Origin of the sequence: Pandoraea horticolens (assembly GCF_902459555.1) — a bacterium.
In the GTDB taxonomy this organism is placed as follows: domain Bacteria; phylum Pseudomonadota; class Gammaproteobacteria; order Burkholderiales; family Burkholderiaceae; genus Pandoraea; species Pandoraea horticolens.
The window spans coordinates 84,254-111,006 of the sequence record NZ_CABPSM010000013.1; the positions used below are offsets into that span (position 1 = coordinate 84,254).

Genomic DNA, 26,753 nt, shown 5'->3' on the forward strand with positions numbered 1-26,753 from the left:
TTGGCAATTGGGGGGGCAGGGGCGTGCTCGTCAATCGGTCAGCGAGGGCGTTACCCGCGGCGCGGTGCTTCTACTGGTGGGGCGCCGTCATGGAAAAGCGTCTTCAGTTGTGAACGCAATTCCGGTGAATCGGCATGCTTGTGAACCGTAACCGCATGCTGCACGGCCGCTTCCAGCAACTCACTTTCGGAATCGGCGCTTAGTGCGACGGAGCAGTTCGTTTCGCTCGGGAATTCCCGGCAATCGATATATTTGCGGGCCATGATTTTCTCCTCGTATGAAAAGAAATAGGCAGGGTTTGTGTGGATGACCGCGCGCGACGTTCCGCGAAGTCCGTTAAGCACCGTTGCGCCCCCTTCTCGCGAACGAAATCATTCAAAAAGTATAGGTCGCAGGTGGAAGATGTGAAGCGGCGCCCCAAGTGCTGCCAGGCGACGCCCTCATGGCATCCAGTCGATGGGCATAGCCGTATCGATAGTGTCGTGCCACCGCTGAATCGTCTTGGGCACCATCGTCTTCCACGCCGCGACATTGGTGTAATAGCGCATGTGCGTCCTGCCATTGGCATCGAAGGCGAGCAGACCGATCCACAGTTCTTCGTCTCGCCTCATGACAATGGAGGCGTTGGTCGGGGCCAGTCCCCGTACAAAGAAACTGTCGACCTTTGCACCGAGATGGTCCAAGTCGGGACTCCCTCCCTCGCTCATGTTGATGGTGTCGACAAGCGCTTGGTAGTCGTTCCTCAGTAGATCGTGCGCTGCGACATTCTGGCGAGAGTTATCCAACGCCTTAAGGGACAATAGATCCGCTTCCGGCTTGTCAGCGAGCCGCGAAGTGGTGATGTACGTCCCACTGTGGTCAACGCCCATGGCTTGCCCGCAAGCCATGGGATCACCGCCCTGCGTGACTATGACGTGATCGCTTGAGCGCTTGAAGTTAAGGCCACACCCATTCGCTTGGTAGCTCGCGCCCTCTCCCTGGACAACAACATCTCCATCATACCCCCCGGCGTGCCCACCGTTGTAGCCGGCGATTTCAAAATGCAGACGCGGGAGCTGACCTGTGAAGGTCAGGGTTCCACCGACACCGGGGTAATTGCTGTCCAGATGCCACGTCTGGGTCCAGCGATTGGCTGATGTATCAGGGTTATCTGCGAGTGCCGCTAAACGTTCGTTATAACGTGTACTGAGGCACGCTACATCAGCGCCGCAGGTATCGCGACGCTTTAACCACTGCAATTGGGACGCCACCAAGGACGGAGTGCTTGACGCGCGGGAGACTCGTTTCCAGACGACTGCAAGGTCGCTATCCAGCTTCGACAATTTGGCGTCGGCGCAGATAGCCTTCTCCGTGGCGGACGCAGCCTTGGTGCAATCGAAGCTTGCGGCGTGACTGGCGAGTGGCGCCAAGAGGCTCACGACAACTGACATGGGGAACGCCCAACGGCAAAAGTAACTTTTCACGGCAGTATTCCTCGTGCGTTCTCATGCGTTGGTCGGTTCAATCCCATGCTGCCAGCACGCTCTTCAATCTACCTCACGTTGTCGGCTTTAGTACGTTCATCACATTGCCGGCGTCATACACGTCGTGATTGCGCACGCCATCCTGATTCCAGTCACCGGCAATTGTTTTGTAGTACATCATTGGCGCAGCAAACACTACTCTTAGCGCGTCCCTCAATACGGAACAGGCCCAAAGCTTCGGACGACGCACCTCCATCTGCCTAGCCCTCACGCCAGCCAGCACGAACACCGAAGGCGGTCTCATCAGCTCCGATACAAAATGACGCGACGTCAAGTCGCTGACGACTGCCGGGTGTAACGAGAGTCTTCGGCACGCCCGGTTACCGCGCTGTCAAAGAGTGACGGATTGGCGATGCCCACCGCCGGTCGATCCGCGTGAGGGCGCATCAACCAGCGACCGACACGCGGCAACGCATCAGCGTGCCAGATGATCGAGATAGTACTGAGCCGCGCGGGTGACGTGACGTTCAGCGAGAAGTGCAGCGAATGCTGCGTCACCGGATTGGACTGCGCGCAGGATCGCCGCATGCTCTTCCCACGTGAGGCGCACTTCTTCGTCGTTCGTATTGACAAAGAGCATGCGAGAGCGATCGCGCAGCGAACGCATAAGCTCGGCAAGCATCGCGTTGGCGCCGGCGGTGTAAAGCAGATCGTGAAAACGCGCGTTGAGTTCCAGCAACCCCGCTGTCTCTCCTGCAGCGACCTTGGCGTTGCCTTCTTGCAAGACCTTTTCGATACGCTTGACCAACTCCGGCGTGCAGCGCTCGGCAGCCAGACGCGCGTTAAGCCCCTCGAGCGTGGCGCGGATCTGCACCATTTCGCGGGCCGACGCCGGGTCGAACGACGCGACCACGGCGCCATGGCGCGGGCGCACTTCCACCAACCCTTCGACGGCCAGCGCCCGCAACGCCTCTCGCACAGGCACGCGCGATACATCCAGTTCATCGGCAATCCGGCCCTCGACGAGCCGGTCGCCCGGCTTGTACTGGCCTGATGTGATCGACTCGCGCAAGCGGGCAATCACCAGATCCGAAAGCTGCTGGTGCATGATCGGCTCGCGCCCGTTTGCCCCTGTGGCTCCCCGCACCATATTTCCAATCTCCACAAACCTTTGATGGCGCTGATCGACGCGTTACGCGCCAGATCACGGCGTTTTATTCATCAGCGCATTCTAGCAGCGCACGGCATTTTGTAGACTGTACACGGTGCTTAAAGTGACACCTGTTGTGCCACATCAACTTACCCGACCGCCCCCCCCAATCAGGGATGGCGTGGCACCGACGCCATAAACGCCAGAATCTCCCGTCCTAACCACTCTTCCCCCGAGTTGAAGTGCGCAACGATCGAGGTATGGTTATGTCCGCGCATCTGCACGAAGCGGGGCGCGACGCCACGCTGTCGCAGCAAGCGCTGGAAAAACGCCGCGCCATAGTCGTCGAGAAACCGGTTCTCGTATTCGGCAATCGCGATCATCGTCGGCACCGGATTGCGCGCGGCATGCGTGAGCGGGGAGCGCTCGGCATAACGTGCTTCGTCCGTGCCGAAATAGGTACCCACCGGCCCCGCGTTCGGGTTGCGCGGATCGACGTCGGCGAACAGACGTGCGCTGATCAGCACGAGCCCCGCCACATCACCGGACGGCTTGTCACGCGCCTGTGTCACCACGGGGTCGAACAGGCAGCTCGCCGCATGCGTACCGCCCGCCGAATGGCCAATCAGGAAGATGCGGGACGGATCGATTCGCCAGTGCGCGGCGTGCTGATGTACCCAGGCAATGGCCTGGGCAACGTCATGCGCACCGCCCGGCCACGGCGCTTCGTCGGCCAGACGGTACTCCACGTTGATCGCGACGAAGCCCTGCCGCGCGAACCAGTGGCAGACATTGTCATAGACCTCCCCGTTGACGCTCTTGTTGCCGCGCACGAACGCGCCGCCATGCACGAACAGGACAGCCTCGCGCAACTCACCCGCCCCCGCCCCGCCCGCCTGACCTGTGTCGACCGGCTCGAAGACATCGAGTACCTGGCGCGCGTTCATGCCGTAGGCCAGATCGCGCTCGACATGGGGACTCTTCTCGGCACTCGCCAGAAGTGGTGTGTAGCAGTCGATGACGGCTTTGCGGTGGGCGACGATGTCGTCATTCCAGCACGGGCCGAGGGCGAGCATCCGGCGTTGCTGCTCGGGTGAGAGTGCCCCGAACGGGATCATCGCGGCGCTTGAATGGCTCACCATGACACGCTCACATTGCCGTTGATAAAAGTCTGGCAAGCCATCCGATACCCGTTCTGAATATCTTCGGAACTCAGGTGACGCCGCTCCTTTTGCTTAACCTCGTCGGTATGTTCGCGGCCGGCTTCCACCCTGCAACGGCAGGTGCCGCACAGTCCGCCGCCGCATTTGAACGGAATGCCCCCTTTTTCACGCAAGGAAACGCGCAGCAAATTGCTGTTCGGCTGCGCCTCGACCGTCTTGCCGCCGTTGTTCAGAAATGTAATCCGGACCATTGCCGCAACCGGTGGCTCAGTATTGCGGCGGCTAAGACGTGCCTGTGCGTGTTCGTGCCCGACCAACGCCTCCAGAGACGCAACTGCCTCGGACACACTCTCGAACTTCTCGTAGAACTTTGTCGGCACCAGATTCACGCCTTGCGGCGCCACCTCTTCGACGATCCGCACCCTTGCCTGAGCGTCCAGCTTCGCAACGACAAATGCAGCGACATGGCGCGTGCCGTAGTAATAGTCGTGAGTTTCTACGGGGGTTATGCCCGGGGTCGGCTCGCTGCGATACTCGCCCGGCCGGCTCGTAAGTACGATGTACATGCCCTTTCCTTATTACGGGTGGCCTGACTTCCGGTGCCGCTCAACGCGCCGCCGGCAGATCGTCCCCCTGCTCCAGTTCAATGTCGTGTTCGATCCACAACTGGCAGACCAGCCGATAACCCGCGTCAAGCCGGTCACCCAGTTGTTTCTTCTCCTTCCAGTTGGGGGCCGGCAGATGTTCCTGCCCCGCCAGCACCCGGCATGCACAATGCGCGCATTTGCCCATGCCGCACTCATAGCGCAAATGCGGGAACGGGAACTGCTTGATGCCCGCGCGAACCACCAGATTGGTGCTGGCCTTCACTTCTTCCCGGTACGTCTGCCCGCTCCTGCGAAATACGACGACTGGCATGCTCCCTCCTGTTACCTGAAACGCCCTAGCCTCAAGGCAGCGAGGCTTTTGGCGAAAGTGTATCGCATTTGTGGATACTGTATACCAAAATTAATTCGACGCGCGCCTCTCTGTGTGAAATTCCCCTATTCACGGGTTTTTCCGAATGCCGGGTGTCAGGAGAATTCGAGAGAATTTGAATTTATGTATACTGTATTCAAAATTGCACTTCATCCAATCCACCGGACCTCACGTCATGATCCATCTCACCGATTCACAGATTGACGAACTCATCGGCTTCAAGCAGGCCATTCCCGCACTGGAGAGTGCCTTTTGCGAACTGGCCCGCGGCACTGCCGCCGTACAGCGTCGGATACGTACCGAGGCCGGGGGGACCAAGCTCAGCACGCTCGGCGCGGTGCTGAGCGGCGCCGACGTGGCCGGCGCAAAAATCTACACCACGATCCGCGGTCAATTCAATTTCGTCATCGTGCTGTTCCGCGCGTCCGATGGTCAGTGTCTGGCCACGCTGGATGCGAATGCGATCACGCGCTTGCGAACAGCGGCCACGACCCTGCTCGCCGTGCGATCACTCGCCCGAAACGGTGCGCGAACGGCAACGATCTTCGGCACCGGTGTGCAAGGCAGCGCCCATGCGCACGCATTGGCCCAATTCACAGACATCAGGACGCTTCGCATCGTGGGCATCGAAGGGGATGCAGCGCTCGCCGGCAGCCTCAACGAGGCTTATGGCGAGCGTGGCTTGACCGCGCATGCCGTCGAGGCCACTCAGGCGATCGTGGGTGCCGACGTGATCGTCACGGCAACCCGCTCGACAACCCCGCTCTTCGACGGCCGGGCCTTGACGCCGGGCACACTCGTCGCGGCCATAGGGTCGAGCCTGCCGCACTCACGAGAGACCGACGATGCCACGCTTGAGCGCGCCAGTCGCATTGTGGTCGAGCTGCGCGATCAGGCGCGTGAGGAGGCGGGCGATCTGGTGCTGGCGTCGCCGGGCCTCGTGAATTGGGGCAGCCTCGACGAACTGGGGGATGTCCTCGAAGGCAAAGCGCCGGGTCGCCAGCGCGACGACGAGATCATTGTCTATAAGGCAGTCGGATTCGGCTTGCAGGATGTGGCGCTCGCAGCACTGGCGTACAAGACGTTCATGGACCGCGGAATCTGACTTCGCCGGCGTGTCCGATCAATCAGATTGAGAAGAGGGCCAGGCATCGCCTGCCCCTTGGCGTCTGTCTTCCCCTGCCCTTACCCGTTCAGGCGGCGGCTTCCACCGTTGACGAATGCCCGAACGTGAAGCTGTCGATATACAGATAGCGCACGCTGGCGCCATTGGCGACAAAAGCGCGGCTGGCATCGGCGATCATGACCGGCGACCCGCACAGGTAAAGCGCGTGCTCCGACAGATCAGGATGGTCCGCCAGCACAGCATCCTGCACGTATCCACGGGCTCCGAGCCACGCGGCGTCTGGCCGCGAGAGTACGGGCACGTAGCGGAAATCCTCGTACTGCGCCGCAAGTCGGGTCAATTCATCATGCAGATAGAGCGCGTGCTGCGTGCGGCCGCCCCAATACAAATCGATTGGCGGTGTATCGCCACTGGCGAGCATCTCGGCGAGCATACTGCGCAGCGGTGCGATCCCCGTGCCTGTCGCAACCATCACGATTGGCCGGTAGTCGTCCGCGTGATAGCCGAACCCGCCCAGCGGGGCTTCCACGTCGAGCATGTCGCCAACGCGCAGCGCACTCAGGCGCGTCTGCGTAAAGTAGCCCCCGTCGATCCGGCGAATATGAAGTTCAAACCGGGAAGGCGCATCCAAAGCCTCGCGCATCGACGCAATCGAGAAACTACGCGGACCGGCATTGCCCGGAAGAATGTTGACGTACTGTCCCGGACGGAACGCCCACGGCTCATCGTCGGCGAAAGCGAGCACAAGGCGGGTGACGTCGGAACTCAGCGGCGCTGTGCTCATGACCTTGGCCTTGCGACGCCGCGACGGTGCTGGCGCGGCGAGCGTGCGCTCGGTGCTGACGGCGAGATCCGAGGCCGGGTACGCCTGACATAACAGGGCGTAGCCGGCGTCCACCTCCTCCTGCGATAGCGCGGATGGCAGTTCCTCGTACTGCACGCGGCCCTGCTGCACCTTCACCCGACAGGTTCCGCAACCGCCGAATTCGCACTCCGATGGCAGTACCACGCCCACCCGCCGAGCGGCTTCGAGCACCGTTTCGTCAGAAGCGGCCTCGAAGCTGCGCTGGGCTTCGATCCATGTGATCCGATAGTTCACGAGCACCTCTCGTCGGATTCAGAGCTTGATGTCGGCCTGGACCAACACTTCGCGTCCGCTCTGGCTCAGCAGGTTTTGCAACGCGGCAAGACCTGCGAGCCCGGCCTGCGTGTCCTGCTCGCCGTTGCCGCCCGACAGGCCGATACCGCCGACCACCTGATTGTCGACCACGATGGGGAACCCCCCGACGAAAGCGGCAAAGCGCCCTTCGAAGCTCCACTGAATGCCGAATGCCTCGTTGCCCGGCAATGCGGGACCGTTGGGCGGCGTGGTGAACAAATGCGTCGAGCGCTTGTGACCTGCGGCCGTGAAGGCCTTGTTCCAGGCGATCTGCGGCCCGGTGACGCGGCCGCCGTCCATACGCTCCAGCGCGAGCGGGAAGCCGCCTTCGTCGACCACACAGATCGATTCGAGGACGCCGATCTCCTGCGAGCGGGCAACGGCTGCCGCAATCATGTGCCGGGCTTCGGCAAGTTCGAGTTTGAGAAATGGCTTCATGGCTAATATGAGATATCGTGGAAAAGCGCTCGTCAGACGCCGCGATAGACGGTCTTGATTTGCAGATAGAACTCGAGCCCGTCGCGTCCAGACTCGCGGAACGTGGCCGTGCTCGATTGCTTGATGCCGCCAAACGGTGCATTGACCAGATTGCCGGTGGTCGTGCGATTGATCTTGACCGTACCCGCTTCGATGTCATTCGCGAAGCGGTGCATCAGGCCGGCGTCCTGCGTGACAAGCGAGGCCGCGAGACCGTAATCGCTGTCGTTCGCGACGGCGATGGCGTCGTCGTAGCCGTCGACATCGATCACGGCAATCACCGGGCCGAAAATTTCCTCCCGCGCGATACGGGCATCGCGCGGCACGTCGGCGAAGATGGCCGGCGTGACGAAATAGCCATGCGCGTACCCGTCGTGGGTGAGTTGCTGACCGCCGCAGACTAAGGTGGCTTCACGCTTGCCGATCTCGATGTAATCGAGCACGGTGCGCAGTTGTCCCGCCGTCGCGAGCGGGCCGAGATCCATGCCGGACACCAGACCGTTGCCAACCTTGAGTGTTTGCGCCTTGGCCGCGAGGCGCTCGACGAAGGCCGCGCGAATCTCGCGAGCGACCAGCACGCGGCTTGTGCCGGTGCACGCCTGCCCGGTCAGCGAAAAGCCCCCCTTGATCGTGAGGTCGACGGCGCGATCGATATCCTTTTCGTCGAGCACGATCAACGGGTTCTTACCCCCGAGTTCCATTTGCGTACGTGTGGAAAGCGAGGCTGCCCGATGGATCTGCTCGCCGGCGGCCGTCGATCCGGTGAACGAGATCGCCTTCACTTCGCGTGCGCCAGTCAATACCGGGCCAACCGCAGAAGCGCTTCCGGTGACAAAGTTCAACACGCCTCTGGGAATCCCGGCTTGCACAAACGCTTCGGTCAGACGCAGTCCGCTCAGAGGCGCATCCGATGCGGGCTTGAACACCACCGTGTTCCCGCAGATGAGCGCGGGCGCGATCTTGCGGGCGGGAATCGAAACGGGGAAGTTCCACGGCGAAATAACCGTCACGACACCCAGCGGTTCGCGCACGGTATATACCGTCATGCCGGCGTCGTCGTTCGGGAAGGTTTCTCCGCCATACGATTGGGCTTCAATCGCGTAATAACGAAGCGTCTGCGCGGCGCGCATGAACTCGTCGGTCGCGAGGCCCACTTGTTTGCCTTCCTCGCGCGTGAGTTCTTCACCGAAACGCTTGGCATGACTTTCCAGATAGGCGGCGGCGCCCAGCAGGATCTTTGCACGAGCGCTCGTCGAGAGGCGTCTCCAGCTGGCGAACGCCGATGCGGCCGCGCGCACAGCGGCTTGTGCGTCAGCCTCGCCCGATGCCTGGAAATGGCCAACCACGTCGCGGGTATCGGCTGGATTGACGTTTTCAAAGGTGGCGCCCGATCGGCTCGGGCACCACTCGCCGTCGATGTAATTCAAGAACGTTGGAACGGTTGTCATGAGTGCAGCAGTCCTGCAAAGAGGCTTGAAGACCCGTGCCCCTCGTTCGCCCTCCTCCCGGAGGGGCCGCGTGGGGGCACGGGGCTGCCGGATGTCGCTCAGGCCGCGAGACCCAGCTCGGGCAGCGGGACTTCCTTCTCGACATAGTCGTAGTAGAGCGCCGTCGTATAGAGCAGACGCATTTGTGCGCCAATCTCGCAAATCTTCAGGCAACGCTGCTGCAATTCCGGCGTATTCGCGTTCTCCAGCACGATCTGGTAGCCGCGTTCGCCGTGGATCTCATCCGACACGATATGCAGATCGAAGAACTCGACCTCTTCGTCGGTGAACTTGTACGTATCGCGCAGCGTGGGCGTCTGTTTGCGATAGATCGACGGCACCTGCGACTCAAGGCCGACGACAAGGCCTGCAACGGCAACCACCGGGTCTTCGCGCATCGCCACCGCATAGCACCAGCTTTGCAGGCCGCGCGTGGTCGGCGACATGTTGTCAGGGTCGACCACACGCTCACGTGTCGTGCCGCACGCTTCGGCGAAGCGAATCAGCAGATCGGTGTGGCGATCTCCCCCGATTTCCTCCTCGTACATGTTCGCGAGCAGAAAATCCTTCGCTTCGGTCATGTGGTCCGGTGTACGGGCGTACAGATAGCCGAGGTAATCCGCGAACGGGCCCACGTAGTGATAGTGATTCTCTGCCCAACGAGCCAGGTGTGCGCGCGACAGCTTGCCGCTTGCCCACGCAATGCTGAACGGCGCCTTGTTCGCGCTCTTGCCCTTGATTGCCTCTTCGAGTGCTGCGCGGAAGGTCTCGCGATCCATCAGTTCTGCCATGTCTTACTCCTTGATTTCAGGTGGATAACCCGCTGCGTTCATGAATGCCGGGTCTCGATCTGCATTTTTGTACACTGTATACAGTTTTAACGAAAATGCCAATACAACAAATTCTGTATGCGGTGCTCCGGTGAGGCGCGAGGAAAATCAATCGGCCGCGTTGCGAACGGCGTGCGACATCGGGGGCTCGACTGCGGGTGCCGGGTTTGCGCTGGGTTTGACGGGGTCGATGGCGTCCAGCTCGATACCGTTCGTCTCGGGCAACATCAAGGCTGCGATGATGACAAAACCGTACCCGACGGCCGCAACGATGGGAATCGCGAGTGTGAGGGTCGTGTGACCGCTGGCCAGCCAGCCTGCCATGAACGGGAAGACGGAGCCGATGACGCGGCCTGCGTTATAGGCCACACCGTAGCCGGTCGCGCGAATCTCGTGCGGATAAGTCTCCGAGATTGTCGCCGCCACGCCCGCGAAGGTGCCTTGCATCAGCACGCCCATGAGGAAACCCAGCACCATCATGACGGGCATGGGCGCGGGAATCAGCATGTACGCAATGCTCATGACGAACGCCCCGAGTGCGAACAGGATGTACGTCGGACGACGCCCCAGCCGGTCGGTGCTCCACGCACCTACGGCGTAGCCGACAATCGATCCGCTGATCGTGATCGCCAGCCACAAGCCGGTGCCCGTGACAGAGAGCCCTCGCTCGGTCTTGAGCCAGGTAGGCATCCACGTCGCGATGGCATAGTAGGCGCCGAGCATGCCCCCCGAAAGCAGGCTGCACAGGAACGTGCGCGCCGCTAGACGCCCGCTGAATACGCTGCGGATCGTCGTGAGCGGGCTCGTCTTGCTTCGTTCGGCCAGCGTGCGCGTGAAAGCCTCCGGTTCTTCGAGATTGCGTCGCAGCCAGAACACCATCAGTGCAGGCGCCACACCGATGAACAGGCAAACCCGCCACGCCCAGTCAGGCGGCAACCAACTGAAGATCACACTATAGGCCAGTGCCGCCAGCGCCCAGCCGAACGAGTAGCTGCTGGCGGTGAAGCCCGAGAACTTGCCGCGATGCGCGGGATTACGAATCGTCTCCATCACGAGCACCATGCACAGCGACGACTCTCCGCCGAAGCCCAGCCCCTGGATGATTCGCAGTACGGCCAGTTGCGTTGGCGAGTTGGCGAGACCGCAGGCGAAACACGCCAGCGCGAACAAGGCGATGGTCCAGCGAAGAATGCGCACGCGTCCGTAGCGGTCGGCCAGCAGGCCTGCCCCGATGGCGCCTACGAGCGACGCAATCAGTGTGTAGGTGACGATGCTGCCGGCAGTCGCCTTGCTCATGCTCCAGGTCGTCAACAGCACCGGGATGAGAAAGGAATAGATCATGAAGTCGTAGACGTCGACCGTATGGCCGATGAAGGTGCCGGCAAAGGCGCGCTTCTCGTTTTTCGACAGTGAGTTGAGCCAGGACATGAAGGTGTCCTCCTTAGGTTGTCGTGGTGTTGTGGGGATTTCCGGGGTGTCAGGCAGGAGGTACGAAAGCGTAGCCGGCGGCTTCCAGCAATCTGGCTACATGAATCGAGCGCAGGTCGTGATACAGCGGCGCCACGATCTGAACGCCCACGGGCAGCCCGTCGACAGTGCGCCCTGCCGGGGCGACGCTCGAGGGCAAGCCGCACAGGCCGGAGTGACCGGCCCAGAAAATCTGTGTGGTGAGCGGCTGCGCCCGCCCGTTGACGTCCAGCGTGCGTTGCCACGGTGCGCCCGCCTCGTTCAAGGTGAACGCCGGCGTAGCGGCCACGGGACACAACAGCACGTCGACCTGCTCGAATAGCGCGCGCCAGGCGGCGGCAAAGCGCTCGCGTAGCGGTTGCAGCTTGAGCCAGTCGCGATGCCGCATGACGGCCCCGACATATTGGAGCGACGCATAACGCCTGTCATCCTGAGGCACCTCGGCAGCGGCCGAGACGGCGGCGGCGAAGGCGTCGTCTCCGAGATAGCCGCTGGTGGCCGCGCGCAGCATCAGTGTGTAGACGCGCAGCAAGTCGCCGGCGTCCAGAGACGGACGCGCATTCCACACTACGGTCGCCCCGCGCCGCTCGAGGTCTTTGCCGAGCGCCACGATGCACTGCTCCACTTGTGCATCGACTTCGGCAATCGGATGGTTGGGCAGAATGCCGAAGCGGATCTGGCTCAGATCGCTGGCATCGCACCGAGGCAACTCGAAACGGACGGCACAGGCAGCGTCGGCGGTTGGGCCGGCAATGGCTGAGAGCACCAACTCAAGGTCGTTAGCGCTTCGGGCGAGTGGCCCGGCAACGTTGATGTCGGGGAACGTCATTCCGCCCGGCAGCCCATGACCGTCGAGAGGCACCAGACCGTGAGTGCTCTTGTGCGAAAAGATGCCGCAGTAATGGGCGGGGTTGCGGACCGATGAACCGATATCCGAGCCCACGTCGAAGAAAGCCATGCCGGAACAGACGGCGGCGGCACTGCCACCGGACGACCCGCCCGGTGTGCGCGAGGTGTCGTGCGGATTGCGCGTCGTACCGTAAACATCGTTGTAGCTTTGCCAGTCGCGCAGCCAGATCGGTACATTGGTTTTGCCGAGCAGGACAGCCCCGGCGTCGGTCAATCGCTGAACAACGCCGGCGTGACGCACCGCGATGTTGTCCGCGAATGCCGGATCGCCGACGCTGGTCGGCCAATCCTTGACATCGAACGACTCCTTGATCGTGAACGGCACCCCGTGCAAAGGGCCTCGAACCCTGCCCGCACGCAGTTCCGCATCGCGCGTCTGCGCCACCGCATAGGCCTGGTCGAAATCGCTCACGATAACCGCGTTCAGCCGCGGATTGGACTGGCGCCAGACGGTCTCACAGGCAGCCACGAGATCCGTCGACGTGGTTTCCCCTCGTCGCAGGGCCTCCTGAGCCGCGGAAATCGTCGCGTAATGCCAATTGACAACGGATGGTGTCGACCCCGAAGCTTCACCGGGAGCGTGCGCGGCGGCCGTGGAATTTGTCATCATGGAACACCCAATTCAGTATTCTGTATACCATCGATGGACAAATTTACGCTGTCAAGTCACTTGCCGATCAGGGTTTGTGCGTAAACGCAGAGGCCTCATCCGATCCGATACCCAAGGCGAAGCTTGCTAATATGCCACCCGGCTCAGGTGGGGGCGTGCTGCGCTATGTCTGCGCATCCTCCAAATGGATGAATACGGCAGGCGTCCCGCGACGAGATAATCGCTCGGCGTAGATGTCCGCTGCCAAGGTGATCGCGCAGCGTATGCGACAGGAGAATATCAATGAAAACGAAACGAATCGCGGCCAATGCCGTTGGCCTCGCCGCCACGTTCGCCCTCGGCTCATCCGCCGCGCTGGCAGCCGATGTCGGCGCGGTCATGCGCAGTTTGCAGCAATTGCAGACGGTGCTTGACCAGAACGATCGTGACAATGCGAACCGCCAGGCACAGGCCGCGGCCGAGCAAGCACGGCGCGCCGCCGCCGATGCCCAGAAAAAGCGGCAAGAGGACGATCAGCGTCAGCGCGCCGCAACGGCACGTGCGCAAGCCTCAGCCCAGGAACTCGCCGCGCTCGCGCCGCCGCCGGAATGGGCAAGCCATCTGGTCATCAATCGCAAGCTGCTTGAGCGTAACCCGGCTTCGAGCGGCGGCGAAGTGGGCATCATGTCCCGTATGTCACCGGCCGTGTCACAGGACAGCAGCCTTCTGGCGTACGTCAACACATCGAATCAGGTCGTCGTGCGGCCATTCGCAGGTGGCCCGGAGCGTGTCGTCTACACGCTGCCCAAACCGGATTCGTCCGTCATCCTCTCTTTCGCAGGGAATCAATCCCTTCTCATCACTGGCATGTCCGGCATGACCATCGGCGTCGAACTGGTCGATCTCCAGGGGCGTGCGCTGATGTCGTGGCCGAAAGGATGGTCGGTATATGCGTATGAAAACCGCATTTACGGCAGTCACCAAACTTTCTCGCCGAACGTCTGTCATCAGGTCGCACTCTACGACACCAGCGGCAAACCGATCACCCAGATGGATCTCAGCGGACAGTCGGCCAATCGGTGCGACTCTCGCCTGACGAGAGACGGTAAGTTCCAGGTCATCGTACAGCGCGGCAACGAGGTATCGGTCTACGTCAACGGCCAGCAAACGGCGTCGTTTTCGGGCGACGGCCGCAAGGGCAGCGAATACGCCTCAGCGACGTACGTCGTCGTCGAAGACGGGCGCTACGCGGTCTCCTGGCTCAACGGCGGCGAGCCTGAAAAGACGATGCCGTTCAGGGTCTGGGACGTGCGCGCCAACAAGTTGCTGTGCGAGTTGCCACGCAACGACGGCTGGCTCGGCGCCGATAAACAAGGGCGTGTCAGCATCAGCACGCCGCCGGCAAGTGTCGACGTGCCCAACTGCCGGTTACAGGCACTCAATATTCCGGGCCAATTCTTTCGCGACGGCGATTTCGCGACGGTAATGGACGGCAAGTCGGGGCAGTTGACGCTGCTCGATCCCAATACGCTGCAAGTCCGCAGGACAGTGACGACGAAGGTACGCGGCGACTACATAAGCGCGCGACCCACAGCCCCGGGCAGCCAGTACGTGATCGTTGGCAACCCGGCTTACGGCGATGACCACGATGACGATTTTGCGCAGGTGTTCGATAGCAAGACTGGCCAATTGGTGCAACAGCCGGCAGGACGCCTGCGCGGATCAACGGTGGCCTACACGCTGGCCGAGGCAGGTGAATGGAACAAGGTCAAACCGATCCGGATCACGCGCATCGCGCAATCGAGCGCAAACGGCAAAGGCGATGCGTACTCCGCGTACCTGAAGTCGCTCCAGAAAGACAAATACGAAACGACGGCCGAGTACCGCAATCGCGTCGGGAAACTCGCACAGCCCTTCGAGATGGAAGTTGCCGTGCGCGATTACAACGCGGACGGTAGTTATTTTTCAGGCACCTATCAGGGCGTGCCGATCGGTGTGCCGATGCCCGGCGCGCAGGCCCGGCGACTGGACGGCATGACATCGCTGAACGTCAAGGGCCAGTTGAGCGTCGTCGACGAGGACTTTCTCGAACTTCGTAACGCATCGATTACGCTGCAAGACGGCAGCCTGGTGCAGATACCTCAGACCAAATTGCCCGCACGGCGGGCGGTGCGGGCAGATGCCGCGGCGACAGCGCCCGGTGTGATGCTCAAGACAAGTGCCGCGACATCCGGTGCTGCGAAAGGCGGGAGCGCCTCTGCGGAATGTCGCGGCGACTTCAGCTATCTGGCGCCGAACCTGCGGGCCTACACAAATAGCGATCTGGCGCGGGCGCGACAGGAAATTCTCACAACCTCCGTACCGGAGACGCTGGCGGACATGCGTCGCAAAGGCGTCACGATGGCGACCGTCAACCAACGCATCGCGGAACTCGACGAGGCTGCCAATCAGGCCGCGCAGACGGCCAACCAGACCGACGGTGGCGGCAACAGCATCCAGAAGGCAAAAACGGACACGCTGCCACTGAATTGGCCATGCGAAGGCATCCACTCGTCGGCCGTGTGCGTCTACATCTTGCAACGCTGGGAAGCACAGCTTACAAGGGAAGTCGCGGGGATGATGAGCAAATGCGGTGTTTGATAACTGAGCCGCCCAGGCTTCCCGGTCTGGGCGGCTGCCGGCATCGAGGGACTTTCCCGCCTCACACCCCCGCCTGAGTCCCGGTGCATCGGCCCACCGGAGCCCCGGCAAACTATCGTCTGCCGGGCGAACGCATTATTGGCCCCATGCATACTGAAGCTGCAAGCGATTCTGGAAGAACTTTGCGGGCTTGGCCGGCGACGACTGATAGGCGAAGAAGTCGACGATACTGAAGCCCTTCAGCTTTCCCTGAAAGTTGTACATGACGTACACCAGATACTCGGATTGATTCAGACTCGGTGCCCCAGGGGTGCTCACGAGATCCATGAACGAGTACTGGGTGCCTAGCGTCAGGTTGTCCACAGGCTTGCCACTGATCGACAGCCCATAAGCCCTGCCAGCGCCCAAATCCTGCGTGCTGGTGATGAACGGCTGGGCAAAGAATGGCCCCGACGACATGTTATGGGCATAGGGCGTCACCAGCGAGCCATTCTGGTAGGCGTTGGCGTCTGGCCTCGTGTAGTCGTAGCCCAGCGAGACATTCAACGAATTGTGTTTCACGCCGACTTGAAAGCCGTAGACCTGACTGCGAATTCGCCCCAGAAGATTGCTATCGCCACCGTTCTCATACGCGACCTGAATGCCCGCATACGGTTGAAGCACGCCCTCGTTCAGCGACACGTGGCCGTCCGCATAGAACATTCGCGCATAGTTCATGTAGTTCACGTACCACGCCTGTCCGTCCACACCGTAAGCGCCAAATGATTGCTTACCGGCACCGCCGGCACCGTAAAAACCCGGCGTGCCGTTCATGCCAATCGTCGAGCCGCCATCGAAGTCCGAGTTGTAAGCCGTTCTGTCGGTGAACGAGTCGCTGGTCCACGACTTCCAACGGAACATCCGGAAGGCCTCGATGTAATTGTCCTTCGTGCCGTATCTGCCCAAGACCCCCTGGAACAGCTGCGGCGCAATGCGGTAGTCGTACGGTGAGATGAACGGCACGTCAAACGACTGATTCCCCGCCGTCGCCGTAAATAGCGACTTCCTGTATTGGACATAGGCCTCGCCGAGTGTCGTGAATGACGGCCCCAGACTGCCATCTACACGAGACGTGTCTGACGGATGAAGCAAGGAACGCGAAGCGTATGCGCTCACGCCGAAGGAAATGCCATAGAGCGACGCCGATTGCAACGTCAGGCCGCCACCGTAATTGATCGTGTTCTGGTTGAGTCCCTTGTTATAGAACGCGTTGTGCGCGCCGTAGTAGAACGCGCGCACATCCCCCGAGACATGGCCTTCCGTGAAGAGTCCCGCAAGACTGCTGGCTTCCGGTGGCTGCCATGTTTCCAGCACCTGCGCCGACACGAACGTCGGCGCGACGATCAATGCAGTTGCGAGCCAAGGAAACATGCTGCGGCAATGCGTGGCTTCCGATTTGACATTCATGGTTGAGTTGGTCTGCCCTGTGTGATTGTTGACCCCTCTGTCAGCAGTTCAACTGTCAAAGGACCCGCTGTAAATTAACGAGCCAGAATCACGACGCATTCGACATTTCGCAGGATGGAAGCCCACCGGTAAAATCTCGCCACTTCATATAGTTAGAGAAAAAAAGCGTTGGACTTTACGTGCCGCCCAACACCATGTGCGCTTGTGGTGCATCCCTTTCCCTATAACGGATCGATGGCGACGCACACGCCACTGCCGTGGTGCAAATCGACGGCTTTCTCACGGAAATACGAAGGCACGTTGTTTGCTTGCCTTTCCCCGATAGCTGTCAAACCTCGTCGCCCCCTCACCGACCGTACGCGTCACCGCCTGCGCTTCGGGATCGCGCGCGGCAACTTTCGGTATAACGCGTATGGCACTGCTCCCCGGAAAGTCTCGCAACGACGCATCACGCAAGGTGGAACCCATTCTGCGCGAAGATAAGTCCTCCGTTCAGGCGCTATCGAGAGCGCTCACCGTGCTGGAAATCCTTTCGGAAGATGACGACGGCTACCGGCTCGTCGATCTTGCCGAGCGTAGCGGCCTGCCTGCCCCGACGATTCATCGACTGCTCACAACGCTTCAGCAGCGACGCTTCGTGGTGTTCGAATCGGAGAAAAATCTGTGGAGAATCGGCCCGCAGTGCTTTGCCGTCGGATCGGCGTTCATGCAGCGCCGCGACATGGTCGCTATCGCAACGCCTATGCTGCGGCGTCTGCGCGATATCGTCGGAGAGACGGTGAATGTCGGAGGACTCGATCAGGATGAAATCCTGCTGTTGCATCAGATCGAGAGCAAGCAGACGATGCGCGCCATCTGTCGTCCGGGGCAACGCTCACCGCTCGCGAACACGGCGATGGGAAAGTCGATTCTTGCGTGGTTGCCACCGGAGCGCGTCACGCAATTGGTCCAGCAAGGTCTCCCCCGTCTCACTCCGCAATCGATTAATCGTGGCACCGCGCTTCACTCAGCGCTGCGGGAAATTCGCCAGACGGGATATGCCGTCGACAACGAAGAGGTGGCTATCGGGTTGAGATGCATTGCGGCACCGGTCTTCAACGAGTTCTCGCTGCCCATCGCCGCGATCTCCGTAGTCGGCCCGACGCTTCGCGTCACGCTCGAACGCCTGGACGGTTTGAGCAAATCGGTGATGGTGGCGGCCGCCGAAGTCACGGCCGCCATTGGTGGCCGTCTGCCTGCGGAGGTCAAGGCCATCATTTCCGCCCGCATGTCGACTGTCACATGCGGTTGATGGCCCTGCCCCGGACACCGGCACCCGATAACGGCAGGCTGACTTAGCGCAAAGGCCAAATACGTGGCGGACGAAATGCACTTTCGTATTGCTCGCCGATGTCGCAAAGCAGCTTGTCGGCGCCCACCGGCCCGACGAGCTGAAAGCCGATCGGCACGCCTCGCGCATTGGGTGCCGACGGCAAATTGATCGCCGCGCAACCTGACATGTTGACGAACCCCGTAAAGATCGCGTGCCCGCGCGGCCCCACCGGCTGATCGTCGATGATGTTGGGGAACGCTTCGCCGGCGGGCCATGGCATCGCGGCGGCGGAGGGCGACATGATCAGGTCATAGGCTTCGTAAAGCTCAGCGAGTGTGGATTTAAGCTCCGCCAGCATCGCCAATGCCTCGTAGTACTGCTCGGCGCGTAAGCGGCTACCCGCCTCGTACATTGCCTGGATATCAGCGCCCACGCGATTTCCCCCGCAGGAATGACGCTTCAGCAACCACGTCAGACCGGTCTGGCTGATGGTCGTCCATGCCATTCCGAGCGCGTCGATGTCGAATGGCACCGCCCCGGCTTCGACGCGATGTCCCAGCGACGACAACAGATCTGCGGCCTGTGCCACGCTATCGGCGATCTGACGGTCGACCGGCGATGAACCGAATTCCGGCAAGTAGAGAATTCGACATGGCTTCGGGCGGGCCGCTTCGTAAGCATCATCGGCGAGGAGCACAGACATCGGATCGCGGAAATGGGGGCGGCCGATGATTTCCATCACGCGGCGGACGTCCGCTACGGTACGGGCAATGGGGCCGACCACCTCGCATTCATGAAGAATGGCGGCAAAGCCGTCCGCACGGGCAACCCGGCCCCGCGAGGGTTTCATACCGACGAGTCCCGTGTACGACGCCGGCCGGCGAATCGACCCTCCGCCGTCCGTCGCGATCGCAATCGGGCAGATGCCTGCGGCGACCGCAGCCACGGCCCCGCCGCTCGAGCCTCCCGGCGTCAGATCCAGATCGAAGGGGTTCCGGGTAAGCCCGAAAATCGCATTGTCCGTATATCCCTGCACGGTGAGTTCGGGGCAATTCGTCTTCCCCACAATGACGGCTCCCGCCGCACGCAAACGCGCCACGCACAACTCATCCTCGCTCGGAACGTAGGTACTGAAAAGTTCGCTCCCCCACGTCGCACGCATTCCCGCCACGGGGACATTGTCTTTGACGGTCATCGGAACCCCATCCAGCGCGCCTGACGGACAGCCGTTGCGCCATCGCTGCGCGCTTGCCTTCGCAGCGATACGCGCAGCATCAAGATCCGTCGTAACCACCGCGTTGATGCGTGGATTGATGTCCTCCATGCGAACGATGACACTCTCCAGAACGTCGATCGGCGTGTATTCGCCTCGCCCGAACCCCGTCGCCAGTTCGCTGGCGGAATAGGTCCACAACTGATCGTCTTTCGGCAAAGGGATCCCCGACTTAGTGACGAACGATGGCGGCAATCGGCATTTTTCCCGGCGCGCATTGATGCTCCGTCCCGCCCGAAACGAAGATCGCGGGGTCGCTGGTGACTGATCCGATCACGGCCCCCAACGCCGCACGCGCGTGACGCTCATAGTTGATGTCGGCGTCGGTCAGCATCGTGGTTCTCCATCCGCGTATCCGGCCGTCCGGACTCGCGTCGGCCTTTGCGAAGATCGCGGCAACGGCGCCGCGTGGCGCATCGCCAATCAGATCCCGGACAGTATTCGCGTCGATAACGTCATTCAACACACCATGACGAATCGAGAAATCGCTCGTCGATCGTGGTGAATTACCGAAAAGGAGTACCTCGCAATTTCTCAACTCCCCGCCCGCCGATGTCGATGCGACCGACGAGTACAGCTCAAGCCGTTTCGCAATCGCTTCGTTCGACACGCCGGTGGCATCCACTTCGTCGAGCGCGACGGCAACCCCCAGCGCGGTTGCGCCCCGCGCATACGGCTTCGATGCATTCGCGTCACGGGTGACGATCGGCTTGCCGCGCTTGTCTGCATCGGCGATGAGGGCCGGTGTCAGCAACGGCCCTTTGACCTGCACGTAGTGGACGTCCTTGGCATCCGAAATGCCGGCCTGAAGCATCGCGCCACGTACCGCTTCCGCAACCAGCTCGACTTGCCTGAGCGTGCCGATTTCCTCGGGCAGAAGATCTCGGGTTACGGTGACTCCCAGGACGAGTCGTGCCGCCCCATTGGAGCTCGTAGCGCCGTCGTCATCGACTCGCGTGAAGATGGTGGCGTGAGGCGACAGCACCCCTTCCGTGCCCCCCGACCATACAAAGCAAATCCGACTCGCGATGGTGTCGCGCGAAACGCCCATTTTGCTCGCAATCAGCAGTTGAAATGATTGCGTGGCAAACCCTCGCGTGAAGTCGTTAGCGCCGCCATTGCCCTCAGTTTTGCCAATGACGGCAACAATCGTGGACGGATCGATATCGCCGCAATCGATCAGGCGTTCCAAGGCCGACGTATCGCTCGGCGACATCATGGGAATTTTATGCAAATGGATCTTCATCAGAGGTTCCTAAGAGATCGATATGAATTTCATCGGATTATGGAATATGGGATACGTCGGATGTGCCGCCCAACCTCTCCCAAAGCGATATGGAGACATCGACGGTGAAGACGGGCGGCCTCTCAACATCTGACGATGGGCGATCAATGACGGACAATCGCCGTGCCCAACGCAGACGGCATGCGCGTCGCGCGGCCGAAGAAACACAGGACGGCGAGCGCCATCAGATACGGGGCCATCTGGATCACATAGGAACTCGTCGACAGCCCCCAACCCTGCATGTTGAGACCGACGGCATTGCTCGCTCCGAACAGCAGACAGGCGAGCATGACCGGCACCGGCCGCCAGCGGCCGATCAACACGGCGGCGAGCGCAATGAATCCCCGGCCGTTGGTCATCCCGTCGGTGAAGGTGCCCAATTGATCCAGCGCCAACGCCGCGCCGCCCACACCGGCAAATGCCCCGGCGGCGATGAGCGCCCAACCCCGCACGGCGGCTGGACTGGACCCGGCAGCGAAGACCGCCGACGGGTTTTCGCCCGTGGCACGAACCAACAACCCGGTTTGCGTGCGTCGCATCAGAAGGTGAAGCAGGAAGGGGCAGGCAAAGGCGACATAGGTCAGCAATGTCTGATGAAACAGGCCGGGCCCGATGACGGGCAGCTTCGATAAGCCGGGAATCAACACCGGGCCAGGCGTAGGAAGTTGCAGATTCGGTGCACGTCCTCCAAAGAGAGCGCGAAGCGCAAAGCTCGTCACACCTGCGACCAGGATATTGACCGACAGCCCCGTGACCATGTGATCGGTTCGGAACCTGCCGGTGACGACAGTCATGATCAATCCAATGGTTGCGCCCCCCAATGCGCTGAACAAGAGGCCGGCCATGTAATTTCCGCTGAGGTATTCGACAACCGCGCCCGAGAACGCGCCCATCAACATCATGCCTTCCACACAGACACCGAAGGTTCCGGCGGCCTCGCAAAGTGTCGCGCCAAGCGCGGCGAACATCAGCGGCGTGGCAATGCGAACCGTGGAGGCGATCAGTCCGGCCGCAACGTTCGTGTCGAGAAAAAGGTTCATACGCGCTTATGCCTCCGGTCCAGCCCGCGTGCGCAAAGCACAAACACCATCGTCAGTCCTTGAAGCACATAAACCAGTGACGACGGCACACCGATGTCTCTCTGCATTGCAAGGGCGCCGGCCTCGACGAAGCCAAAGAACAGTCCCGCCGGGATAACCGCCAGCGGGTCGAGTCCTGCCAGCAGCGCCACAGCGACACCCTTGAAACCGAAGCCGACGGAAAAACCTTCAATCAGGCGAGATTGCACGCCGAGCACTTCGATCGCCCCCGCGACACCGGCCAACCCACCGGCAATCAACATCGCAACGACGACGACACGTGTCTGCGACACCCCCGAGTAGCGAGCGGCCGACGGACTCGCACCGACCATGCGAGCACTGAATCCGAAGGGGGTCATCCACAGCAGGAAGGCCACGGCCAGGCAAGCGAAGATCGCCAGCAGAATGCCAATCGTCAGATCGGTATTCGAAATCAGCAGCGGCAAGAACGTACCATCCGGAACCACCGGGGATTGGGGGAACCCGGCCCCTGGCTCGCCCATCGGGCCATTGAGCACCTCACCCACCAGCAGCAGGCCCACGAAATTGAGCATCAGTGTCGAGATGACCTCATTGACACCCCGCCAAATCCGTAGCGCTGCCGCGAGGAAAGCCCAGAGGGCTCCCCCGATGGCCGCACTCAGCAGTGACATCAGAAGCGGCAACGGGCCGGATAGATCGCAGGTATGCAACGCCGCCCATGTCGCGAAGATCCCGCCGACGGCAATCTGTCCTTCTGCACCGATGCTGATGATGCGGGCGCGGAAACACAAGGCGATGCCGGCAGCCGCGAGGATGTATGGCGCACTCTTGTTCAATGCGAAGGCCACTGCATCGGCCGATCCAAAGGCGCCGATCGCCATATGCCAGAATGCAACCGCCGGGTTGTGCCCCGACATCATGATGAAGATCGCCGTCACGCCGAACGCGAGGAGAACGGCGAGGATCGCGTCTCTAAGAGCGCGAGCCAGCGTGAGGCGCTGCAAGATACGGTCGATCAGCGATTCTGGCCGGGTAATTGCCATCGTAGAGTCTTCAGTGTTCATCACGTCAATGAACCCTCCATGACTTTCGAACGCTCCGGCGTCTCGTCCGCCCCGGACATCAGCATGCCGATCTGCGTCAGATCGACATGCGCGCGGGCGACGACGCCCTTCAATTGCCCCGCACTCAATACACCGATGCGATCTCCCAGCATCAGCACCTCTTCCAACTCTGCCGAAATGTAGATGACAGCCGCGCCGGCATCGCGAAGCGCCAGAATCCGGTCCACAACGAATCTCGTCGCCCCGGGATCGAGGCCCCATGTCGGCTGCATCGCGATCAGCACGCGTGGCCCTCGCCCTATCTCTCGCGCCAGCACGATCTTCTGCTGGTTGCCGCCGGACAACGCGCCGGCAATGCCCTCGGGGCCCGGGCAGGCAATCCGGAACGCCGCGATCTGTTCTTGTGCACGACGGCGAAACGCCTTGCGATTAAGCATTGCCCCCTTGCTGAATGGTTTTCGGGAGAAATCTCGAATCGCGAGGTTGTCTTCGACGGTCATTGCAGGAATCAGGCTCGTTTGAGCACGATCGACTGGCACATAAGCAATGCCTGCCGCGAGGCGGCCGCGTGCGCCCATATCGGTGATGTCGACGCCGTCGAGCGTGATCGAACCGCTCTGCCCCCGGCGCAGTCCGGCGAGCGCCTCGGCGAGTTCCGTCTGACCGTTTCCATCGATGCCGGCAATCGCCAGAATCTCGCCCCGGCGCAACTCGAAATTCACGTCGTTGATCCGCGGTTGGCCGAGCTTGTCCGCGACGGTGAGTCCGCGAACCTGAAGCACGGTTTCGCGATTGCCAAATTCGGCACGGCGCGCCGGCTCGTCGATATCGCGATCGACCATCAGACGCGCAAGCTCGGATCGATGAGTGTGGGCTACGTCAAACCTGCTCGCCACCCTGCCTGAGCGCAAGACAATGCCCTCGTCGCAAGCGTCCATCACTTCCCCGAGTTTGTGGGTGATGAAAATGACCGACCGCCCCTCGTCCTTGAGCACGTGCATGATCTTGATGAGGCTCTGCACCTCAGGTGCACTCAGGTTGGAGGTGGGTTCGTCGAGGATAAGCAGATCCGCGCCGCGCAGGATCGCCTTGACGATCTCGACACGCTGACGCTGGCCGAAAGAGAGGTCCGAGACGAGACGCTCGGGGTTCAGCTCCAGACCGTAGCGGGCACTGGCCTCCCTGACCAATTCCGCCATCTTTGCGCGGCGTAGCCAGCGTCCGGATGCGGGCCATCCGAGCATGACGTTGTCCACGACGGCCATCGACTCGACGAGCATGAAATGCTGATGAATCATGCCGATGCCCGCGGCAATCGCATCACGCGGGTCATGCCCCGCAAGCTCTCGCCCTTTGAATAGAATCACCCCGCTGTCAGGATGGGTGATGCCAAACACCAGCTTCATCAGCGTGCTCTTTCCCGACCCATTCTCGCCAAGCAGTGCAACGATGCGCCCGCGAGGCACGACCAGATCGACGCTGTCATTGGCCACGACGGCGCCAAACCGCTTACATATCTTCTGCAGTTCGAGAATGGGCCGCAACGGCGGGTTGCCCGCCGTGCTCTGCACGCTCGTCATCGTTACAGTCCGCCGCGCGCGTCTTGCGGTGTCACGGTGATCTTCAGATTACCGTCAGCAAACTTTTTCTCAACGTCGCCCAGCTCCTGCGAGATGGCGGCCGGTACCACGGGGTTGAATTGCTGTCCCGTTTGGTAAGCGAGTTGCGCGCCCGTACTTCCTTTACTATTCAGGCCGTACAAGCGATATTCCCCGCCCTTCGGGCCGTGCGTTGCGGAATCGGCAACGGCGGCGTACATATCGCCCCATTGCTCGACGATATTCGTCAGCACATTCTTCGGTGCGAGCGCCGTGTCAGCGACCGAACGGCCAGCGGCGTAGACATTTTTCTCCTTCGCCGCGGCAATGATTCCTGACTGACCCGCATTCAATTTGCCAGTGACAAAGTCGGCTCCCCACGCGATCAGCGACAGTGCCGCTTCCTTGGCCGCGCCGGCGTCCTCCATGTCCTGGACATAGATCACCTTGACCTGAATGTCCGGCCGCACGCTCTTTGCCCCCTTGCGGAATGCGCCGACCTGAGCGACCACATTAGGCAGGCCCTCGAGGCCGTTCACCGACCCGATCTTCCCGGTCTTGCTCATTCGTGCCGCCAGCACACCTTCCAGAAAGCCGAACTGTGTATTGTCGAAGTCGACCGAAGTCACGTTTTTTCCAGACCCGGCCGAGCCGGACCCCACGACGAACAACGTCTTCGGAAAGCGTGGGCCAACGGCTTGCGCCGCCGACTGAAAGCGCCCGGTATGACCGATGACCAGGCGATACCCCTGACGAGCGTAGTCGCGCATGGCCTGTGCCATGTCCGCAGGCTGGACGTTCTCCGAGTAAGCAACGTCCCAACCCATGGCTTTGAGTTGCTTCACCCCCGCGTAACCCTGTGCGTTCCAGCTCTGGTCGTTGACACTACCGGGCAACAGAATCGCGGCCTTCTCTGCAGCAAACGCCGAAGCGGAAACCACGGCCATCCCGGCAAGCCCCAGGATGAACGCCTGCCTCAAACGTCGGGCGATGCTTTTACAGGAACGCACTTCATTTTGTTTATTGAACATAGCGATGTACCGTGTGTAGAGAATTTGACGGTTTTCGAGCGCGCTTTGATTGCGATCCATGCACCCGACAGGACCAATATAAGTCGCTAAAAATTCGTCGCGGGACGTCATTTCACCGAGCGGAAGCACGCCCGCAATTCCAATAGCAATCAATTACTTACATTGTTTCCCGGATGAAATCTCCGTCCACCGGGATGCCACTGGAAAAGTAATATGGGAAAAATGGGGAGGGCCGCGCTCGAATTGGCGCGTGGTGTTTGAGCGACACCGCGTCTTGCGAGGAATGGGGAGACCCGGTATCTGCGAGACCGAGCTGAAGATGACGACGTATCGCTGAGCGCGTTCGATGAAGCCGGGAAGATGCTTCCCGCTCCGGCCGCGTCGGGCTGGCAGCGAGAGCGTGTGCGTGTACTCGTACAGACCGTGCTTGCCGTCAGCGCCGCCCCCCGAGTTTCCTCATGTGCCGGCCGCGTCCTTTAATCGCGAAGTGAACCTTTGGACAATATCCGGTTACGGCATCGCGACTGCTATGCCGGCAGAAGACCCGCAACGCGATAGCTTTCAATTAGCCCGTCATAGAGAGAAATATCCGAGCGGCTCCTGGCAATGAGCTGAGCGCCAGCGACGGCTGCGAAGATGGCGCGAGCACGCCGTTCGCTATCCTCAGCACCGACCACGGCCGCGGCGGATAGCACCCGGCTCAGCCACGCAACGTTCACATCGGCAAAGGTCCGGACCTCTTTCGTCACCACTTCCGGCAGGTCATCAGATTCCGCGGCCATGAAGCTGCAAAGGCACATGCGGTTGCCACTCTCAAGCGCCTTGCGAAAGGTATCGGGATAGTGGCGCAGGCAGTCGATCGGATCTGCGGATTCGGCCCAAAGCCCATCCAGGGTCGCGGCTGACTTCTCCCAATAACGCCTCGCCACCGCTGCGCCGAGATCTGCCTTGCTTGCGAAGTGATGGTAGATGCTCGCGGGCTTGATGCCGATATCCTCAGCGAGCTGGCGATAATTCAAGCCGCTGTAGCCGTGCGCCTGCGCAATCTTTGTGGCAGCCACCAGGATTCGCTCCCTGGAGTTCAAGCCTGAGTCGTTCTTCACTACTACTGCCTCCACAAACTGGAATGACTGTTGACGCAGGAGAGTATAGCCGCTATCGTTAATCTAACGAACGTTAGGTAGATATCCTGGGCAATTTCCTTCTTATATTGTCCGGTCCCATGTAACACAGCACGCAGTGAGG

The 26,753-nt window shown here is 61.1% G+C and carries 24 protein-coding genes; 3 read left to right on the forward strand and 21 right to left on the reverse strand.

Annotation, left to right across the window (positions count from 1 at the left end):
• Positions 1 to 50: 50 nt before the first annotated feature.
• From PHO31112_RS19725 to PHO31112_RS19755, 7 genes are all read right to left on the reverse strand, one after another.
• Positions 51 to 263, reverse strand: coding sequence for a DUF1059 domain-containing protein (locus PHO31112_RS19725; RefSeq protein WP_150622258.1), 213 nt, complete (start codon positions 261 to 263; stop codon positions 51 to 53).
• Between the two features lie 177 nt (positions 264 to 440).
• Positions 441 to 1,430 (reverse strand): lysozyme inhibitor LprI family protein, encoded by a 990-nt coding sequence (locus PHO31112_RS19730; protein ID WP_150622260.1) that lies wholly within the window; start codon positions 1,428 to 1,430, stop codon positions 441 to 443.
• 106 nt (positions 1,431 to 1,536) lie between these two features.
• On the reverse strand, positions 1,537 to 1,767 hold the full coding sequence (locus tag PHO31112_RS19735) for a hypothetical protein (RefSeq protein ID WP_150622262.1): 231 nt from the start codon (positions 1,765 to 1,767) through the stop codon (positions 1,537 to 1,539).
• 171 nt (positions 1,768 to 1,938) lie between these two features.
• Complete coding sequence (locus PHO31112_RS19740) at positions 1,939 to 2,571, reverse strand: GntR family transcriptional regulator (protein ID WP_246178402.1); 633 nt, start codon at positions 2,569 to 2,571, stop codon at positions 1,939 to 1,941.
• 212 nt (positions 2,572 to 2,783) lie between these two features.
• Positions 2,784 to 3,755 (reverse strand): alpha/beta hydrolase, encoded by a 972-nt coding sequence (locus PHO31112_RS19745; RefSeq protein WP_150622265.1) that lies wholly within the window; start codon positions 3,753 to 3,755, stop codon positions 2,784 to 2,786.
• Positions 3,749 to 4,027, reverse strand: a complete 279-nt coding sequence (locus tag PHO31112_RS19750) for a 2Fe-2S iron-sulfur cluster-binding protein (protein WP_150622384.1) — start codon at positions 4,025 to 4,027, stop codon at positions 3,749 to 3,751. Before PHO31112_RS19750 ends, PHO31112_RS19745 begins: the two co-directional genes overlap by 7 nt.
• Before the next feature lie 355 nt (positions 4,028 to 4,382).
• Positions 4,383 to 4,694 carry a 2Fe-2S iron-sulfur cluster-binding protein gene (locus PHO31112_RS19755; RefSeq protein WP_150622267.1) on the reverse strand — a complete coding sequence of 104 codons (312 nt, stop codon included), beginning with the start codon at positions 4,692 to 4,694 and terminating at the stop codon, positions 4,383 to 4,385.
• Positions 4,695 to 4,929: 235 nt separating this feature from the next.
• Here PHO31112_RS19755 and PHO31112_RS19760 point away from each other — a divergent pair, with 235 nt between their 5' ends.
• Entirely contained in the window at positions 4,930 to 5,859 is a 930-nt protein-coding gene (locus PHO31112_RS19760; RefSeq protein ID WP_150622269.1) for an ornithine cyclodeaminase family protein, read from the forward strand.
• Between the two features lie 88 nt (positions 5,860 to 5,947).
• Here the strand turns inward: PHO31112_RS19760 and PHO31112_RS19765 are convergent, their stop codons facing one another.
• The 6 genes from PHO31112_RS19765 to PHO31112_RS19790 all read right to left on the reverse strand — a co-directional run bounded on the left by PHO31112_RS19765 (position 5,948) and on the right by PHO31112_RS19790 (position 12,819).
• Positions 5,948 to 6,979: a 2Fe-2S iron-sulfur cluster-binding protein gene (locus PHO31112_RS19765; RefSeq protein ID WP_150622271.1), complete on the reverse strand. Its 1,032-nt coding sequence runs from the start codon at positions 6,977 to 6,979 to the stop codon at positions 5,948 to 5,950.
• Positions 6,980 to 6,997: 18 nt separating this feature from the next.
• Positions 6,998 to 7,477 (reverse strand): GlcG/HbpS family heme-binding protein, encoded by a 480-nt coding sequence (locus PHO31112_RS19770; protein ID WP_150622273.1) that lies wholly within the window; start codon positions 7,475 to 7,477, stop codon positions 6,998 to 7,000.
• Between the two features lie 32 nt (positions 7,478 to 7,509).
• Positions 7,510 to 8,964 (reverse strand): aldehyde dehydrogenase family protein, encoded by a 1,455-nt coding sequence (locus PHO31112_RS19775; protein ID WP_150622275.1) that lies wholly within the window; start codon positions 8,962 to 8,964, stop codon positions 7,510 to 7,512.
• Positions 8,965 to 9,062: 98 nt separating this feature from the next.
• Positions 9,063 to 9,794 carry an iron-containing redox enzyme family protein gene (locus PHO31112_RS19780; RefSeq protein ID WP_010806156.1) on the reverse strand — a complete coding sequence of 244 codons (732 nt, stop codon included), beginning with the start codon at positions 9,792 to 9,794 and terminating at the stop codon, positions 9,063 to 9,065.
• A 147-nt stretch (positions 9,795 to 9,941) separates the two neighbouring features.
• Entirely contained in the window at positions 9,942 to 11,261 is a 1,320-nt protein-coding gene (locus PHO31112_RS19785; protein ID WP_150622277.1) for an MFS transporter, read from the reverse strand.
• A gap of 49 nt (positions 11,262 to 11,310) precedes the next feature.
• Positions 11,311 to 12,819 (reverse strand): amidase, encoded by a 1,509-nt coding sequence (locus tag PHO31112_RS19790; RefSeq protein ID WP_150622279.1) that lies wholly within the window; start codon positions 12,817 to 12,819, stop codon positions 11,311 to 11,313.
• 282 nt (positions 12,820 to 13,101) lie between these two features.
• Here PHO31112_RS19790 and PHO31112_RS19795 point away from each other — a divergent pair, with 282 nt between their 5' ends.
• Entirely contained in the window at positions 13,102 to 15,438 is a 2,337-nt protein-coding gene (locus PHO31112_RS19795; RefSeq protein WP_150622282.1) for a hypothetical protein, read from the forward strand.
• A 135-nt stretch (positions 15,439 to 15,573) separates the two neighbouring features.
• On the opposite strand, the gene PHO31112_RS19800 is transcribed toward PHO31112_RS19795, so the two are convergent.
• Entirely contained in the window at positions 15,574 to 16,884 is a 1,311-nt protein-coding gene (locus PHO31112_RS19800) for a hypothetical protein (protein WP_150622284.1), read from the reverse strand.
• Positions 16,885 to 17,296: 412 nt separating this feature from the next.
• Here PHO31112_RS19800 and PHO31112_RS19805 point away from each other — a divergent pair, with 412 nt between their 5' ends.
• A complete protein-coding gene (locus tag PHO31112_RS19805; protein ID WP_150622286.1) occupies positions 17,297 to 18,175 on the forward strand; it encodes an IclR family transcriptional regulator in 879 nt (292 codons plus the stop codon).
• Between the two features lie 43 nt (positions 18,176 to 18,218).
• Here PHO31112_RS19805 and PHO31112_RS19810 read toward each other — a convergent pair whose 3' ends face one another.
• The 7 genes from PHO31112_RS19810 to PHO31112_RS19840 form a co-directional block, all read right to left on the reverse strand.
• Positions 18,219 to 19,628, reverse strand: a complete 1,410-nt coding sequence (locus PHO31112_RS19810) for an amidase (protein WP_150622289.1) — start codon at positions 19,626 to 19,628, stop codon at positions 18,219 to 18,221.
• A 13-nt stretch (positions 19,629 to 19,641) separates the two neighbouring features.
• Positions 19,642 to 20,715 (reverse strand): cyanuric acid amidohydrolase, encoded by a 1,074-nt coding sequence (atzD, locus tag PHO31112_RS19815; protein ID WP_150622291.1) that lies wholly within the window; start codon positions 20,713 to 20,715, stop codon positions 19,642 to 19,644.
• Positions 20,716 to 20,858: 143 nt separating this feature from the next.
• Positions 20,859 to 21,794: an ABC transporter permease gene (locus tag PHO31112_RS19820; protein ID WP_150622293.1), complete on the reverse strand. Its 936-nt coding sequence runs from the start codon at positions 21,792 to 21,794 to the stop codon at positions 20,859 to 20,861.
• Positions 21,791 to 22,858, reverse strand: coding sequence for an ABC transporter permease (locus tag PHO31112_RS19825; protein WP_174995797.1), 1,068 nt, complete (start codon positions 22,856 to 22,858; stop codon positions 21,791 to 21,793). Before PHO31112_RS19825 ends, PHO31112_RS19820 begins: the two co-directional genes overlap by 4 nt.
• Before the next feature lie 20 nt (positions 22,859 to 22,878).
• Positions 22,879 to 24,459 (reverse strand): ABC transporter ATP-binding protein, encoded by a 1,581-nt coding sequence (locus PHO31112_RS19830; protein ID WP_150622297.1) that lies wholly within the window; start codon positions 24,457 to 24,459, stop codon positions 22,879 to 22,881.
• Positions 24,460 to 24,461: 2 nt separating this feature from the next.
• On the reverse strand, positions 24,462 to 25,508 hold the full coding sequence (locus PHO31112_RS19835) for a BMP family protein (RefSeq protein ID WP_174995798.1): 1,047 nt from the start codon (positions 25,506 to 25,508) through the stop codon (positions 24,462 to 24,464).
• Between the two features lie 527 nt (positions 25,509 to 26,035).
• Positions 26,036 to 26,611, reverse strand: a complete 576-nt coding sequence (locus tag PHO31112_RS19840) for a TetR/AcrR family transcriptional regulator (protein WP_150622301.1) — start codon at positions 26,609 to 26,611, stop codon at positions 26,036 to 26,038.
• Positions 26,612 to 26,753 lie beyond the last annotated feature (142 nt).

Coding starts and splice junctions, on each gene's coding strand:
- PHO31112_RS19725 (WP_150622258.1), bottom strand. CDS start 263: ATGGCCCGCAAATATATCGATTGCCGGGAATTCCCGAGCGAAACGAAC.
- PHO31112_RS19730 (WP_150622260.1), bottom strand. CDS start 1,430: ATGTCAGTTGTCGTGAGCCTCTTGGCGCCACTCGCCAGTCACGCCGCA.
- PHO31112_RS19735 (WP_150622262.1), bottom strand. CDS start 1,767: ATGAGACCGCCTTCGGTGTTCGTGCTGGCTGGCGTGAGGGCTAGGCAG.
- PHO31112_RS19740 (WP_246178402.1), bottom strand. CDS start 2,571: ATGCACCAGCAGCTTTCGGATCTGGTGATTGCCCGCTTGCGCGAGTCG.
- PHO31112_RS19745 (WP_150622265.1), bottom strand. CDS start 3,755: ATGGTGAGCCATTCAAGCGCCGCGATGATCCCGTTCGGGGCACTCTCA.
- PHO31112_RS19750 (WP_150622384.1), bottom strand. CDS start 4,027: ATGGTCCGGATTACATTTCTGAACAACGGCGGCAAGACGGTCGAGGCG.
- PHO31112_RS19755 (WP_150622267.1), bottom strand. CDS start 4,694: ATGCCAGTCGTCGTATTTCGCAGGAGCGGGCAGACGTACCGGGAAGAA.
- PHO31112_RS19760 (WP_150622269.1), top strand. CDS start 4,930: ATGATCCATCTCACCGATTCACAGATTGACGAACTCATCGGCTTCAAG.
- PHO31112_RS19770 (WP_150622273.1), bottom strand. CDS start 7,477: ATGAAGCCATTTCTCAAACTCGAACTTGCCGAAGCCCGGCACATGATT.
- PHO31112_RS19775 (WP_150622275.1), bottom strand. CDS start 8,964: ATGACAACCGTTCCAACGTTCTTGAATTACATCGACGGCGAGTGGTGC.
- PHO31112_RS19780 (WP_010806156.1), bottom strand. CDS start 9,794: ATGGCAGAACTGATGGATCGCGAGACCTTCCGCGCAGCACTCGAAGAG.
- PHO31112_RS19785 (WP_150622277.1), bottom strand. CDS start 11,261: ATGTCCTGGCTCAACTCACTGTCGAAAAACGAGAAGCGCGCCTTTGCC.
- PHO31112_RS19790 (WP_150622279.1), bottom strand. CDS start 12,819: ATGATGACAAATTCCACGGCCGCCGCGCACGCTCCCGGTGAAGCTTCG.
- PHO31112_RS19795 (WP_150622282.1), top strand. CDS start 13,102: ATGAAAACGAAACGAATCGCGGCCAATGCCGTTGGCCTCGCCGCCACG.
- PHO31112_RS19800 (WP_150622284.1), bottom strand. CDS start 16,884: ATGAATGTCAAATCGGAAGCCACGCATTGCCGCAGCATGTTTCCTTGG.
- PHO31112_RS19805 (WP_150622286.1), top strand. CDS start 17,297: ATGGCACTGCTCCCCGGAAAGTCTCGCAACGACGCATCACGCAAGGTG.
- atzD (WP_150622291.1), bottom strand. CDS start 20,715: ATGAAGATCCATTTGCATAAAATTCCCATGATGTCGCCGAGCGATACG.
- PHO31112_RS19820 (WP_150622293.1), bottom strand. CDS start 21,794: ATGAACCTTTTTCTCGACACGAACGTTGCGGCCGGACTGATCGCCTCC.
- PHO31112_RS19825 (WP_174995797.1), bottom strand. CDS start 22,858: ATGGCAATTACCCGGCCAGAATCGCTGATCGACCGTATCTTGCAGCGC.
- PHO31112_RS19830 (WP_150622297.1), bottom strand. CDS start 24,459: ATGACGAGCGTGCAGAGCACGGCGGGCAACCCGCCGTTGCGGCCCATT.
- PHO31112_RS19835 (WP_174995798.1), bottom strand. CDS start 25,508: ATGTTCAATAAACAAAATGAAGTGCGTTCCTGTAAAAGCATCGCCCGA.